At 64.6% G+C, this 14,248-nt stretch carries 13 protein-coding genes; 8 read left to right on the forward strand and 5 right to left on the reverse strand.

Features of this window, described 5'->3' with window-relative positions; all coding sequences use genetic code 11:
* Positions 1 to 20: 20 nt before the first annotated feature.
* The 3 genes from urtE to H8A92_RS02880 all read left to right on the forward strand — a co-directional run bounded on the left by urtE (position 21) and on the right by H8A92_RS02880 (position 2,419).
* Positions 21 to 710: an urea ABC transporter ATP-binding subunit UrtE gene (gene urtE / locus H8A92_RS02870; RefSeq protein WP_229194349.1), complete on the forward strand. Its 690-nt coding sequence runs from the start codon at positions 21 to 23 to the stop codon at positions 708 to 710.
* Positions 711 to 741: 31 nt separating this feature from the next.
* Entirely contained in the window at positions 742 to 1,971 is a 1,230-nt protein-coding gene (gene fmdA / locus H8A92_RS02875; RefSeq protein WP_212023055.1) for a formamidase, read from the forward strand.
* A 97-nt stretch (positions 1,972 to 2,068) separates the two neighbouring features.
* Positions 2,069 to 2,419: an FmdB family zinc ribbon protein gene (locus tag H8A92_RS02880; protein ID WP_229194350.1), complete on the forward strand. Its 351-nt coding sequence runs from the start codon at positions 2,069 to 2,071 to the stop codon at positions 2,417 to 2,419.
* A 180-nt stretch (positions 2,420 to 2,599) separates the two neighbouring features.
* Here the strand turns inward: H8A92_RS02880 and H8A92_RS02885 are convergent, their stop codons facing one another.
* From H8A92_RS02885 to H8A92_RS02905, 5 genes are all read right to left on the reverse strand, one after another.
* Positions 2,600 to 3,385: an ABC transporter ATP-binding protein gene (locus H8A92_RS02885; RefSeq protein WP_229194351.1), complete on the reverse strand. Its 786-nt coding sequence runs from the start codon at positions 3,383 to 3,385 to the stop codon at positions 2,600 to 2,602.
* Positions 3,382 to 4,155: an ABC transporter permease gene (locus H8A92_RS02890; RefSeq protein WP_229194352.1), complete on the reverse strand. Its 774-nt coding sequence runs from the start codon at positions 4,153 to 4,155 to the stop codon at positions 3,382 to 3,384. The genes H8A92_RS02885 and H8A92_RS02890 overlap by 4 nt, the downstream gene beginning before the upstream one ends.
* A 78-nt stretch (positions 4,156 to 4,233) precedes the next feature.
* Positions 4,234 to 5,178 carry an ABC transporter substrate-binding protein gene (locus H8A92_RS02895; RefSeq protein WP_229194353.1) on the reverse strand — a complete coding sequence of 315 codons (945 nt, stop codon included), beginning with the start codon at positions 5,176 to 5,178 and terminating at the stop codon, positions 4,234 to 4,236.
* A 148-nt stretch (positions 5,179 to 5,326) separates the two neighbouring features.
* Positions 5,327 to 6,070 carry a histidine utilization repressor gene (hutC, locus tag H8A92_RS02900; RefSeq protein WP_229194354.1) on the reverse strand — a complete coding sequence of 248 codons (744 nt, stop codon included), beginning with the start codon at positions 6,068 to 6,070 and terminating at the stop codon, positions 5,327 to 5,329.
* A complete protein-coding gene (locus H8A92_RS02905; protein WP_229194355.1) occupies positions 6,067 to 7,425 on the reverse strand; it encodes a formimidoylglutamate deiminase in 1,359 nt (452 codons plus the stop codon). Before H8A92_RS02905 ends, hutC begins: the two co-directional genes overlap by 4 nt.
* Positions 7,426 to 7,515: 90 nt before the next feature.
* Between H8A92_RS02905 and hutI the strand changes: the two genes are divergently transcribed.
* From hutI to H8A92_RS02930, 5 genes are all read left to right on the forward strand, one after another.
* Complete coding sequence (gene hutI, locus H8A92_RS02910) at positions 7,516 to 8,730, forward strand: imidazolonepropionase (RefSeq protein ID WP_229194356.1); 1,215 nt, start codon at positions 7,516 to 7,518, stop codon at positions 8,728 to 8,730.
* Entirely contained in the window at positions 8,727 to 10,307 is a 1,581-nt protein-coding gene (gene hutH / locus H8A92_RS02915) for a histidine ammonia-lyase (RefSeq protein WP_229194357.1), read from the forward strand. The genes hutI and hutH overlap by 4 nt, the downstream gene beginning before the upstream one ends.
* Positions 10,304 to 11,971 carry a urocanate hydratase gene (gene hutU, locus H8A92_RS02920; RefSeq protein WP_229194358.1) on the forward strand — a complete coding sequence of 556 codons (1,668 nt, stop codon included), beginning with the start codon at positions 10,304 to 10,306 and terminating at the stop codon, positions 11,969 to 11,971. Before hutH ends, hutU begins: the two co-directional genes overlap by 4 nt.
* 372 nt (positions 11,972 to 12,343) lie before the next feature.
* Positions 12,344 to 13,498 (forward strand): transporter substrate-binding domain-containing protein, encoded by a 1,155-nt coding sequence (locus tag H8A92_RS02925; RefSeq protein WP_229194359.1) that lies wholly within the window; start codon positions 12,344 to 12,346, stop codon positions 13,496 to 13,498.
* On the forward strand, positions 13,495 to 14,136 hold the full coding sequence (locus tag H8A92_RS02930) for an ANTAR domain-containing response regulator (protein ID WP_229194360.1): 642 nt from the start codon (positions 13,495 to 13,497) through the stop codon (positions 14,134 to 14,136). Before H8A92_RS02925 ends, H8A92_RS02930 begins: the two co-directional genes overlap by 4 nt.
* The last annotated feature ends 112 nt before the right edge of the window (positions 14,137 to 14,248 follow it).

A 14,248-nucleotide genomic window follows, 5' to 3' on the forward strand; every position in this document is an offset into this window, starting at 1 on the left:
TCTATACGTAGGAGCATCGCATGCTGGCAATCAATGATCTTCACGTCGCCTACGGCCAGAGCGAGGTGCTGCACGGCCTCAACGTCAAGGTCGCGGCCAATGAAATCGTTGCGATCATGGGCCGCAACGGCATGGGGAAGACCACGCTGATGAAGTCGCTGATGGGCATCCTGCCGGCGAAAAGCGGCTCGGTGTCGATGGACGGCGCCGAGCTCGGCGCGATGAAGAGCTACGAGCGGGTCGCTAAGGGGCTCGCCTATGTGCCGCAGGGCCGCATGATCTTCTCCACCATGACGGTGAAGGAGAACATCGAGACCGGGCTCGTGGTGTCGGGCGGCTCCGAGGTGCCCGGCGATATCTACGAGCTGTTTCCGGTGCTGCTCGAAATGAGGGGTCGCCGAGGCGGCAATCTCTCGGGTGGACAACAGCAGCAGCTTGCGATCGCCCGTGCGCTCGCGACCAAGCCCAAGGTGCTGCTGCTCGACGAGCCGACCGAAGGCATCCAGCCCTCGATCATCAAGGACATGGCGCGGACCCTGAAGCGGATCCGCGACGAGCGGGGCCTCTCGATCGTCGTCTCCGAGCAGGTGCTGAGCTTCGCGCTCGACATCGCCGACCGCGTCCTCGTCATCGAGAACGGCGAGATCGTCCGCGACGATCCGCGCGACAGCGTCGATGCCGCGCAGATCTCGAAATATCTGTCTGTGTAACCACCACCGGTAAACGAAGGGGAGCAATGCGATGCCAGATACACTGATCAAGGTCGATCTCAGCAAGTCGGCCTATGAGAACGACAAGATCCATAACCGCTGGCATCCAGAGGTTCCGATCGTCGAGTGGGTGAGCCCCGGCGACGACTTCATCATCGAGACCGTCGACTGGACCGGCGGCTTCATCAAGAACAACGATTCCGCCGATGACGTGCGCGACATCGATCTGTCGATCGTGCACTTCCTGTCGGGCCCGATCGGCGTCAAGGGCGCCGAGCCTGGCGATCTCCTGGTCGTCGACCTGCTCGACGTCGGTCCCTTGAAGGAGAGCCTGTGGGGCTTCAACGGCTTCTTCTCCAAGCAGAACGGCGGCGGCTTCCTCACCGATCATTTCCCGCTGGCGCAGAAGTCGATCTGGGACATCAAAGGCCTCTACACCTCGTCGCGTCACGTCCCCGGCGTGAACTTCGCAGGCCTGATCCATCCCGGCCTGATCGGCTGTCTGCCCGATGCCAAGATGCTGGCGGCCTGGAACAAGCGCGAGGCCGAGTTGATCGCGACCAACCCGACCCGCGTGCCGGGCCTCGCCAATCCGCCGTTCGCGCCGACCGCGCATGCCGGCCAGGCCAAGGGCGACACTAAGGCCAAGATCGGTCTTGAGGGCGCCCGCACCGTGCCGCCGCGCGAACATGGCGGCAACTGCGACATCAAGGATCTGTCGCGCGGCTCGAAGATCTACTTCCCGGTCTATGTGCCGGGCGGCGGGCTCTCGATGGGCGATTTGCATTTCAGCCAGGGCGACGGCGAGATCACCTTCTGCGGCGCCATCGAAATGGCCGGCTGGCTGCACATCAAGGTCGACATCATCAAGGACGGCGTCTCGAAATACGGCATCAAAAACCCGGTGTTCAAGCCGTCGCCGATCACGCCGAACTACAAAGACTACCTGATCTTCGAGGGCATCTCGGTCGACGAGGCCGGCAAGCAGCACTATCTCGACGTCCACATCGCCTATCGCCAGGCCTGCCTGAACGCGATCGAATATCTGAAGAAGTTCGGCTACTCCGGCGCCCAGGCTTATTCGATCCTCGGTACCGCGCCGTGCCAGGGCCATATCTCAGGCGTGGTCGACGTGCCCAATGCCTGTGCCACGCTGTGGCTGCCGACGGAGATATTCGACTTCGACGTGATGCCGTCGTCGGCGGGACCGATCAAGCACATCAAGGGCGACGTCCAGATGCCGATCTCGCCCGACAAGTGATGCTTTAGGTGATCCCTGCGCGAAGGGTGCGGGACGGCTGCGTATTGGCCGCCCCGCATCCATCGCCGGATCTCACGACTGCGCAAGGATTAAGGAAATGCCGATCTACGAATATCTCTGCAACGACTGTGGGCCCTTCACCGACATGCGGCCGATGGCCGAATGCGACCTGCCGCAGGACTGTCCGCAATGCGAGACGACGTCGCCGCGGGTGATCCTCACCGCGCCGGCGTTCTTCTGCATGCCCTCGGACAAGCGCAAGGCGCATGCCACCAACGAGCAGAGCCGGCACGCGCCGAAGACGCTCGATCAGTACAAGGCGGCGCATGGCCCCGGCTGCGGCTGTTGCTCCACATCGGGAAAGAAGAAGCCGGCGCGGCTGATGACCAAGACCAAGAGCGGCGCCAAAGGCTTTCCAACCGCGCGCCCCTGGATGATCAGCCACTGAGCACGTGGCTGATCGTCAGCTTTCCTCAAACTGGCGCTGCTTCGTCATGGCCGGGCTTGTCGCGGCCACGTCTTTCTTTGCCCGATTGGAGCAAAGACGTGGATGCCCGGCACAAGGCCGGGCACGACGGAGCTAGTTTAGGAAGTCTCGACGTCATTGATCGCATTTCGAAACAGGCTCTCAGGCCTGTTCGGCAACCTTCAAGGCCTCGGTGCGAATTTCCTCGACCAGCCGCTCCTTGAGCGCGACGAATTCAGGCGTGGTCTTGATCTTGTAGGAGCGGGGATGCGGCAGGTCGACCGCAATCTCGGCCTTGATGCGTCCGGGACGGGCGCTCATGACGATGACGCGGCTGCCGAGGAAGATCGCTTCCTCGATGTCGTGGGTGACGAACAGCACCGTCTTCTGGTCGCGCTCCCAGATCCCGAGCAGCATCTCCTGCATCAGCGCCCGGGTCTGGTTGTCGAGCGCGCCGAACGGCTCGTCGAGCAGCAGGATCTTCGGATCGTTGGCCAGCGCCCGGGCAATCGCGGTGCGCTGCTGCATGCCGCCCGACAGCTGCTTCGGCCAGTGGTTTTCGAAGCCCGATAGCCCGACCCGGCGAATGAAGGCGTCGGCGATCTCATGGCGCTCGGCTTGCGACGCGCCGCGCTCACGCAGGCCGAAGGCGATGTTCTCGCGCACGGTCAGCCAGGGAAACAGCGTGTAGGACTGAAACACCATGCCGCGGTCGGCACCCGGGCCGGTGACCTCACGCCCGTCGAGCGTGACGCGCCCGCTGGTCGGCCGGTCGAGCCCGGCGATGATCCGGAGCAGGGTGGACTTTCCGCAGCCGGAGGGGCCGAGGATGGTGACGAAGTCGTTGTCGCCGACATCGAGCGTGGTCGGTTCGAGCGCCCGGGTCGGGGCGTGGCCGGTGCGGGCGGAGAAAGTTCGCGAGACCCGATCGATCCGAAGCAGGGTCATGCGAGCTTCCACGGGAACAGCCAGGCGTTGAAGGCCTTGAACAGGAAGTCGGAGATCAGGCCGATCAGCCCGATGACGATGATGCCGAAGATGATCTGGCCGGTGTTGAGCAGCGCCTGGCTGTCCGTGATCATGTGTCCGATGCCCGACGATGAGCCGATCAGTTCGGCGACGATCACGTAGGTCCAGGCCCAGCCGAGCACCAGCCGGAGGATCTCGGCAATCTCGGGCGCGGCGGAGGGCAGCAACACCCTGCGGATGATGCCGCTGTCGCGCGCGCCGAGCGTGTAGGCGGCCTCGACCAAGTCACGCCGCGTGGCGCCGACGGTGATGGCCACCATCAGGATGATCTGGAACACCGCGCCGATGAAGATCACGAGCAGCTTTTGCAGCTCACCGATACCGGCCCACAGGATCAACAGCGGGATGAAGGCGGAGGCCGGCAGATAGCGCGCAAAGGACACGAAGGGTTCGAGGAAGGCCTCGACCGGCTTGTAGGCCCCCATCAGGACCCCGAGCGGCACCGCGATCACGGCAGCAAGCACAAACCCGCCGATCACGCGCCAGATCGTCATCCCGATGTCGAACAGGAAGCCCTGCTTGGCAAGCAGCTCGTAGCCCTCCTGGACCATGGTCAGCGGGTTGGCGAGAAATGTCTTCGACACATGGCCGCCGAAGGTCGCCCAGGACCAGAGGGCTATGAACAGCACGAAGAAGGCCAGGCCATAGGCCACGCGCTGCTTCGATGTGGTGGGTTCGAGGGGACGCATCAATTGATCCGGGCGTATCTCATGCGCCGATCCAGCCCGCAATGTTGCGAGGCGGGACCGGCCAAATTCGCTGTTGCGCTACTTGATGAAGCTCGCGTCGTAGATGTCCTCGATCTTCGGCGCGGCTTTGATGATGCCGACCTCGAGCAGCAGCTCCGCGGCGTCCTTGTTGAATGTGAGGAAGTCACCGGCGAAGAACTTCTGGTTGGCGGCCTTGTCCTGCCAGCGCAGGTACTTTGCCGAGTTGCCGAACTGCTCGCCGGACTGCTTCACGTCGGCGCCCATGATCTCGTAGGCCTTGGCCTGATCCTTGGCGATCATGTCGAGCGCCTCGAAATAGCTGTTGGCCAGCGCCTGCGCCGCCTTCGGATTGTCGGTCAGGAATTTCGGTGTGCAGCCGAACGTGTCCATCACGATCGGATAGTCGAGCGTCGTCGCGGTGATCTTGCCCTTGTCGGGCGCGGCCCGCACCGTCGATAGATAAGGCTCGTAGGTCATCGCGGCGTCGTTCTGGCCGGAGACGAAGGCCTGCGCCGCAGCAGCGGGCTCCAGGTTGACCACGGTGACGTCCTTTACCGTGAGGCCGTTCTTCTTCAGCATCCAGGCCAGCGCGAAATAGGGCGAGGTGCCCGGCGCCGATGCCGCGACGGTCTTGCCCTTGAGGTCCTTGATTGCCGCGACATCGTTGCGCACGGCCATGCCGTCCGCGCCATAGCTCTTGTCGAGCTGGAAGATCTGCTTGGTCGCGACGCCATTGGCGTTCCAGGAGATCCAGGTCTCCACCGTCGTCGCGGCGCACTGGATGTCGCCCGAGGCGATCGCGAGATGCCGGTCCTTCTGCGGGATCTTCTTCAAGGTCACGTCGAGGCCGTTCTTCTTGAAGATGCCGGCTTCCTTGGCGAGCGTCAGCGGCGCGAAGCCGGTCCACCCGGAGATGCCGACGCCGACCTTGACGTCATCTGCGAACGCGGCGGTGGACCCGAGCAACACGGCGATTGCAGGCAATAGCTTGAAGGAACGCATTGTCGACCCCTTGAACGATGGATTGAACCCAGTTGATGTCTTCATGTCAGTGATGTCTTCACGACAGTCGCGGCGGATTGCCGCACGAAGCCCGTCGGCGGATGGTGGCCCATGATGCATTGCATGAAATATGCCGCGCAAGGCGTCCTCAGCCTCCCTTGAAGCGAGCGACCAGCCGGTGCGTCTCGCCTGGATAATGCAGCCGCACCGCCGTCACCGTGCGTGCGCTGCGCCAAGTGTAGCGGTCGATCACGAGACAGGGCGAGCCGACAGCGATGTCGAGCGCCTTGGCTGTGCGATCGTCTGCGACGACAGCGCTGATCGTATGTTCGGCCTCGGTCCACGGCACGTGATGCAGCAGCCACGATCCCGGCGGTTCGCGTGCAAAGTCCGCAGTTGCGGCCTCCGGAACCGTGGAGAGATCGATCAGCCTGTCTTCAACCGCGAACGGCACGTCGTCGGCGCTGTGCCGGCAGGCGATCGCGATCACCTTGCCGGCCGTGCTCACGCCGAGCCGGGCGCGATCGGCTGCGGTCGCGGTGCGTCGCCGGCAATCGATCAGCTGATAACCGTAGCTGCGGCCGAGCGCGGTAATCTCCGCGCGGATGTCGGAGATCTTGAGCACCGCCGACAGATGCTGTGGACGGCGCACGAATGAGCCGGCGCGCCGCCGCCGCTCGATCAGGTCGGCCTGCGCCAGTTCCGACAGCGCCTTGTTCACTGTCATGCGCGAGCAGCGATAGCGCGCCATCAACTGGTGCTCGAAGGGAATGCGGTGGCCCGGCGGCCATTCGCCGGTCAGGATCCGCGTCTCGATGTCGAGCCGGATCCGCTTGTAGAGCGTCGGTTTTTCGGCCGCGCCCGGTCTAGCCTGATCGGAAGCGAGGCTCATGCCACAAGCCTCCGGACGCACGCATTGAACCGCTCGCGTGACATGTCGCGCAACCGGTGCCGTCCGCCGGCGACAACCTTGTCGCCGCCGGCCCAGACGCAATCGATCGCGTCGCCTCCGGCTGCAAACAGCCAGCCATCGAGGACGGCATCGCCCAATCGCCCCGCCAGGGACGGGTGCGTGGTGTCGAGGCTGACGATGTCGGCGCGCGCGCCGGACACAAGCCCGGCGTTGGATTGTGCGAGGGCTTGCGCGCCGCCGGCGAGTGCGTGATCGAACAGAGCGCGGCCGGTGGACGCGCCAGGACGCCCCGAGAGCACGTTGCGCTCGCGGTGCTTCAGCCGCTGGCCGTATTCGAGTTGGCGAAGCTCGTCCGCGACCCCGACCAGCACGTTGGAATCGGTCCCGATGCCGAACCGGCCGCCGGCGGCGAGGAATTCGCGCGCGGAAAAGATGCCGTCGCCGAGGCTTGCTTCGGTGACGGGGCAGAGGCCGGCCACGGCGCCGCTGCGGGCGAGCGCCGTGACTTCCTGCTCCGTCATGTGGGTTGCGTGAATCAAGCACCAGCGCTGATTGACCGGGGCGTTTTCGAGCAGCCATTGCACCGGCCGCCGTCCCGACCAGGCCATGCAATCGTCGACCTCACGCACCTGTTCGGCGGCGTGGATGTGGATCGGCTCCGCCCCGGCAAGCGGGATGATCGCCGCGAGCTCGTCGGGCGCCACTGCGCGCAGGCTGTGCGGGGCAATGCCGATGTTGGCGCCAGGGAGAGTCCGGATCGCCTCGCGCGAAGCTGCCATCAGCGCGGCGAACTGATCGACCGAGCAGATGAAGCGACGTTGCCCGGCATGCGGTGCTGCGCCACCGAACGTGCTGTGGGCATAGAAGCTCGGCAGCAGCGTGAGCCCGACGCCGGAGGCTTCAGTTGCCTCCGCAATGCGCACGGCCATCTCGGCAGGATTAGCGTAAGGCGAACCGTCGCGATCGTGGTGGAGATAGTGAAACTCGCCGACGCGGGTAAAGCCGCGCTCGAGCATCTCGACATAGAGCAGCGTCGCAACGGCTGTGACATCGTCCGGCGTCATCGTCAGCGCAAAGCGATACATCGTCTCGCGCCAGGTCCAGAACGTATCGGTCGTATCGCCGCGCAGTTCGGCCAGGCCGGCCATGCCGCGCTGAAAGGCGTGGCTGTGCAGGCTCGCCAATCCCGGAACCGCCAATTGGTGGCGTTCGTCGCCGGCGGCCGGCGCGACACCTGCTGATACGGAGGCGATCTCGCCGTCGGCGACAACGACCTGCACGTCATCGGCCCAGCCCGAAGGCAGCAGCGCGCATGCGAAATGCAGTCGTGTCATTTCATTTTTCCACGCCGGCTGGACAGAACCGCGACACGATTATATGTCTAGACATATAAGTCAAGCATCCCAGCTCGAGGGGACGATCGCATGGCAGAGCGTTTCGACCGCATCTGGCACAACGCCCGGCTCGCCACGATGCGTGGCGATCGCGCCGATCTCGGTGAGATCGAGCAGGGCCTGATCGCAGCGCGCGGCGGCCGCATCGTCTATGCAGGCACGCAGTCGGATTTTCCCGTCGATGCGGACGCCGTTGAACGGATCGATTGCGCCGGCCGCTGGATTACGCCGGGACTGGTCGATTGCCACACCCATCTGGTCTTCGGCGGCAACCGCGCGCATGAGTTCGAGCTTCGCCTGAAGGGCGCGAGCTATGAGGAGATCGCGCGCGCGGGCGGCGGCATCGTCTCGACCGTTGCCGCGACGCGCAAGGCGACCGAAGCTGAGCTCGTTGCCGGCGCGCTGCCGCGGCTTGACGCGCTGATCGGTGAGGGCGCAACCACCGTCGAGATCAAGTCCGGCTATGGCCTCAATGCCGAGACCGAGATGCGGCAGCTGGCAGCTGCACGCAGGCTCGGCCGCGAGCGGCCGGTTGCCATCCGCACGTCGTTTCTCGGTGCGCATGCGCTGCCGCCAGAGGCCGATGGCGACAAGGACCGCTACATCGATCTGGTTTGCAACGAGATGCTGCCGGCGGTGGCCAAGGCCGGTCTTGCCGATGCGGTCGACGGTTTCATGGAGGGCATCGCGTTTTCGGCCGAGCAGACGGCGCGGGTGTTCGCGACAGCGCGCGCGCTTGGATTGCCCGTCAAGCTGCATGCGGATCAGCTGTCGAATCTCGGCGGCGCGGCGCTCGCCGCAAAATTCTCCGCGCTGTCAGCCGATCATCTGGAGCACACGGATGAAGCCGGTGCGGTCGCGATGGGGAAGGCGGGGACCGTGGCGGTCCTGCTGCCCGGCGCGTTCTATTTCATTCGCGAAACGCAGAAGCCGCCGGTCGAGCTGTTCCGGGAGCACGGCGTGCACATGGCGCTGGCGACCGACTGCAATCCCGGCAGCTCGCCGCTGACTTCGCTGTTGCTGGCGATGAACATGGGTGCAACCCTGTTCCGGATGACCGTCGCCGAATGCCTCACAGGCGTGACGCGGGAAGGCGCGCGCGCGCTCGGCGTGCTCGCCGAGACCGGCACGTTGGATGCCGGCAAATGGTGCGACCTGGCGATCTGGGACATCGAGCGGCCGGCCGAACTGGTTTACCGCATCGGATTCAATCCGCTGCACCGCCGGGTGTGGAGGGGGCAATGAGCGATCCGGGCGCGCCTGATGTCGTAACCCCCGGAACGGTTGGCCTCGACGTGCTGGCGCGTGTGCTCGCCGGCGCACCCATTGTGCTCGATCCATCGTTCTGGCCGCGCGTCGAGGCCGCTGCAACGATCGTGGCGAAGGCAGCCCATATCGACGTTCCCGTCTACGGCATCAATACCGGTTTCGGAAAGCTGGCATCGACGCGGATTGCGCCCGACCAGACCGCATTGCTTCAACGCAACCTCATCCTGTCGCATTGCTGCGGGGTAGGCCCCGCCACACCGGAGCCGATCGTGCGCCTGATGATGGCTTTGAAGGTGATTTCGCTCGGCCGCGGCGCATCCGGCGTGCGGCGTGACGTCATCGAGCAGTTGCAGGGCATGTTGATGCGCGGCGTCACTCCGCTGGTGCCGCAGCAGGGCTCGGTCGGCGCTTCCGGCGATCTGGCGCCGCTCGCCCATATGACCGCCGTGATGATCGGGGAGGGGCAGGCGTTTCTTGATGGCAAGGTCGTGCCGGGCGGTGAAGCGCTGGCCGCTGCCGGCCTCGTGCCGCTGACGCTCGGTCCCAAGGAAGGGCTCGCACTGATCAACGGCACGCAATTTTCCACCGCCTACGCCATCTCCGGCCTGCTGCGCGCGCATCGTCTGGCCTGTGCCGCGCTGGTGACCGGTGCGCTATCGGTCGATGCGGCGATGGCGTCCACGGTGCCGTTTCGCCCGGAAATTCAATCCCTGCGCGGCCATGACGGTCAGATCGCGGCAGCTGCGACCCTGACCGCGCTGCTGGACGGCAGCGATATCAGGCAATCGCACCTCGAAGGTGATGAGCGCGTGCAGGACCCGTATTGCCTGCGCTGCCAGCCTCAGGTCGCGGGCGCCGTGCTCGATCTGCTCGCGCAAGCCGCGCGCGGGCTGACCATCGAAGCCAATGCCGTCACCGACAATCCGCTGGTTCTGGTCGAGACCGGCGAGATCGTCTCGGGCGGCAATTTCCATGCCGAGCCGGTGGCGTTCGCCGCCGACCAGATCGCGCTGGCGCTCTCGGAGATCGGGGCGACCAGCGAGCGCCGGATCGCGACCCTCGTCGACCCCGCCTTGAACTTCGGCCTGCCGCCGTTCCTGACGCCCGAGCCCGGCATCAATTCCGGCTTCATGATCGCCGAGGTCACGGCGGCGGCGCTCTATGCCGAGAACAAGCAGCGCGCGATGCCGTGCTCGATCGATTCCACGCCGACCAGCGCCAACCAGGAGGACCACGTCTCGATGGCCGCGCATGCCGCGCGCCGGCTGTCCGACATGGCCGACAACCTCGCTTCCATCCTCGGCATCGAGCTGCTGGTTGCTTCGCAGGGCATCTCACTGCGCGCGCCGCATGCGACCAGCGCGCCGCTCGCCGCCGTTATCGCCGCGTTGCGTGCGCAGGTGCCGGCGCTCGCGGCGGACCGCTACATGGCCGATGATCTGGCGCGCGCAGCGAGGCTGATCGAGGCCGACGCGTTGCCCGCTGCCGCGATTGCGGCCCTTTCGACCGATCCATTTCCAAAACTTGCTAGCCGACAGGGACATCCGTCATGAATAGCCGACTGGATAACGAACGTATCATCCGTGCTCCCCGCGGCGCCGACATCAGCGCGAAGAGCTGGCTGACCGAAGCGCCGCTGCGCATGCTGATGAACAATTTGGACCCTGATGTCGCGGAGCGTCCCAGCGAGCTCGTGGTCTATGGCGGCATCGGCCGTGCAGCGCGCGACTGGGAGAGCTTTGACCGGATCGCGGCCTCCTTGCGCAAGCTCGAAGGCGACCAGACGCTGCTGGTGCAGTCCGGCAAGCCGGTCGGAATCTTTCGCACGCATGCGGACGCGCCGCGCGTGTTGATCGCGAATTCGAACCTGGTGCCGCATTGGGCGACGCTCGATCATTTCAACGAGCTCGATCGGCAAGGCCTGATGATGTTCGGCCAGATGACGGCGGGCTCATGGATCTATATCGGCAGCCAGGGGATCGTGCAGGGGACTTATGAGACGTTCGTCGAGGTCGGCCGCCGCCACTATGGCGGCAGTCTTGCAGGCAAATGGATCCTCACGGCGGGACTCGGTGGCATGGGTGGCGCCCAGCCGCTGGCCGCGACCATGGCCGGCGCCTCGATGCTCGCCGTCGAATGCCAGCCGAGCCGCATCGAGATGCGGTTGCGCACCGGGTACCTCGATCGCCAGGCGGCGACGCTGGACGAGGCGTTGGCAATCATTGCCGACGGCGCCAAGACCCGGAAGCCGGTGTCCGTCGGCCTGTTCGGCAATGCGGCCGAGATCTTTCCGGAGCTGGTGCGCCGCGGCGTGCGGCCGGACATCGTCACTGACCAGACCAGCGCGCATGATCCGATCAACGGCTATTTGCCGAAGGGATGGACGCTCGCCGATTGGGACGCGCGGCGTGCCGCCGACCCGAAGGCGGTCGAGACGGCCGCCAAGACCTCGATGGTCGATCACGTCCAGGCCATGCTGGATTTTCACGCGCAGGGAATCCCGACGCTCGACTACGGCAACAACATCCGCCAGATGGCCAAGGACATGGGCCTGAAGCAGGCGTTCGATTTTCCGGGTTTCGTGCCGGCCTATATCCGTCCGCTGTTTTGCCGCGGCGTCGGTCCGTTCCGCTGGGCGGCGCTGTCGGGCGATCCCGAGGACATCTTCAAGACCGATGCCAAGGTCAAGGAGCTGATGCCGAACGATAGCCATCTCCACAACTGGCTCGATATGGCGAGGGCGCGCATCAAGTTTCAGGGACTGCCGGCGCGAATCTGTTGGGTCGGTCTCGGCGACCGTCATCGCCTCGGCCTTGCCTTCAACGAGATGGTGGCGCGCGGCGAGCTCAAGGCGCCGATCGTGATCGGCCGCGATCATCTCGACAGCGGCTCGGTGGCGAGCCCGAACCGCGAGACCGAGGCGATGCGCGACGGCTCCGATGCGGTGTCCGACTGGCCGCTGCTCAATGCGCTGCTCAACTGTGCGAGCGGCGCCACCTGGGTGTCGCTGCACCATGGCGGTGGCGTCGGCATCGGCTATTCGCAGCATGCCGGCATGGTGATCGTTGCGGACGGCACGCCGGAGGCGGCGCGCCGGCTCGAGCGCGTGCTGTGGAACGACCCGGCGACAGGTGTGATGCGTCACGCCGACGCCGGCTATGACACCGCGATCGACTGCGCGCGCGCCAACGGGCTCGATCTGCCGAGCCTGCGCTGATGCGGGTCCATGGTTCGGGAGTTGCTCGCCGCCGGCTGTATCTCCTGATCTGGGGCGTGGAGCTTAGCGAGCAATCTCCTTGCAGCTCTCAACCTTCCGGTTGATGTACGCGCGGTAACCGGCCGGACGTGTCTTGCAACCGGTGGTACAGCTACCGGAGATAGACGATCCGTGGCGCGCTGCACCTGTGATCGATTGCTGGCGACTTTTCCTCATCTGCCTGCTTTCGCGTCAGCGTCGCTGACAGGATGAGCGGCGAGGGTCCTTGTCTCGCGACAGATGACATGCAATCTTCCGCTCCCGGCAATGCTGTTCGAGAGCAACAAGAACAATAATCCCTCTCGTCCCTCCAATTCTGTCGAGGGCCTGATCATGTCGAACCCTACCCAAACAACCTCCGCTCCTTGGCGGATAGGCGTGCTGTTCTCGCGCACCGGCTTCATGTCGGTGATCGAGGAGACTCAGTATCAGGGCACGCAGCTCGCGATCGAGGAGGTGAACGAGGCGGGCGGCGTCTGCGGCCGCGAGCTGGTTCCCGTTGCCTATGATCCCGGATCGGATTCGGCGGCCTATGGCCACTACGCCAAGCGGCTGATGGTCGAGGATCAGGTCAGCACCATCTTCGGCTGCTACACCTCGTCGAGCCGCAAGGCCGTGCTGCCGGTGGTCGAGCGGCTGAACGGCCTGCTTTGGTACCCGACGCTTTATGAAGGCTTCGAGGCGTCACCCAACGTCATCTATACCGGCGCCTCGCCGAACCAGAACAGCCTCGCGCTGTGCCGCTATTTGATGGATACGTTCGGAACACGGTTCTATTTCGTGGGATCGGATTACATCTATCCGCGCGAATCCAACCGGGTGATGCGGGAACTGCTCAAGAGCAATGGCGGCTCGGTCGTCGGCGAACGCTACGTCAACGTCTATGCGCGCTGGCAGGACTTCGTGCCGATCATCCAGGACATCAAGCGTGTCAGGCCGGACGTGATTTTCTCGACCGTCGTTGGCGAGGGCACCGTCTTTCTCTATCAGGCCTACGCGAATGTCGGGCTCGATCCAAAGCAGGTGCCGATCGCCAGTCTGACCACGACGGAAGCCGAAATAGCTGCCATGGGCTTCGACGTCGGTGAAGGACACGTGACGGCGGCATCGTATTTCCAGGGCGTCGAGGGCAGCGCCAACAACGTGTTTGTGCAGCGCTTCAAGAAGCGGTTCGGCGCCGATATCTCCACCAACATGTGCGCCGAAGCATCCTATTTCCAGCTGCATCTGTTCGCGAAAGCGCTTCAGCAGGTCAATTCGCTCGACACCGAAGTGCTCCGCTCCATGGTGTTCGGCACCAGCTTTGATGCACCGCAAGGTGCTGTCACCGTCAACCCGATGTCGGGGCATACTGATCTGTGGACCCGCATCGGGCGCGCCAACCGTCAGGGCCAGTTCGATGTCGTCAGTCAGTCAAAAGAGCCGGTGCATGCCGATCCGTTCCTGATCGGATATGGTCGTGCAACGCAAACAGGAAGCGTCCAATGAACGAAATGTCGCGTAAGCCGACGCTGAGCCGAGACGTCGGCGGGCGCAAGACCATGGTTCAGGAACTTGCCGATCTGTCGGCCGTGGTGGTCGCGCCGGTCGACGATCAGGTCGGCATGTTGCTGCGAGAATTGCAACGGTTCAGGATGCGGGTGCGTCAGATCTGGCCGATGCCGGAGAGCGTGCCGGCCGATGCCGACGTGGTGTATTGCGAATATTCGCCGGATCTGGCGCGGCGCCTGCCGTGGATTCCCGGCGATGCGCGTTCGGCGCTGGTGGTGATCCTGCCGGCGACGGAAGCGGTTCACGCCGACGCGCTGTGTCATGCGACGCCCAACGCCGTTCTGCCGCGGCCGTTCACGCAGAATGCCGTGTTGTCGAGCCTCGTGCTGGCGCGCAGCCAGTTCAGCTACGAACGGCGTCTGCGCAGCAAGATCGAGAAGCTCGACGACAATCTGCGCTCGATGCGCACGGTGGAACGCGCTAAGGCGATTCTGATGGCGACGCGGCAGATGCCGGAAACCGAAGCCTATGGCTTCATCCGACGGCAGGCGATGGATCGCCGCGTATCCGCAAGTGCAGTCGCTGCGGCGATTGTTGACTCGTTCGAACTGCTTGGCTACGATCATCAACAGTAAGCCCCAATAGCGGGGCCGGCGGCGACAGCGCCGCCTTCGACAAAACCGGCAACAAAGCCCTCCCAATGCTCGCGTAAGCGCGCATCGGGAGGGCTTTTTGTTTTTTTCAGTC

Origin of the sequence: Bradyrhizobium acaciae, from assembly GCF_020889785.1 — a bacterium.
Classification (GTDB): Bacteria; Pseudomonadota; Alphaproteobacteria; order Rhizobiales; family Xanthobacteraceae; genus Bradyrhizobium; species Bradyrhizobium acaciae.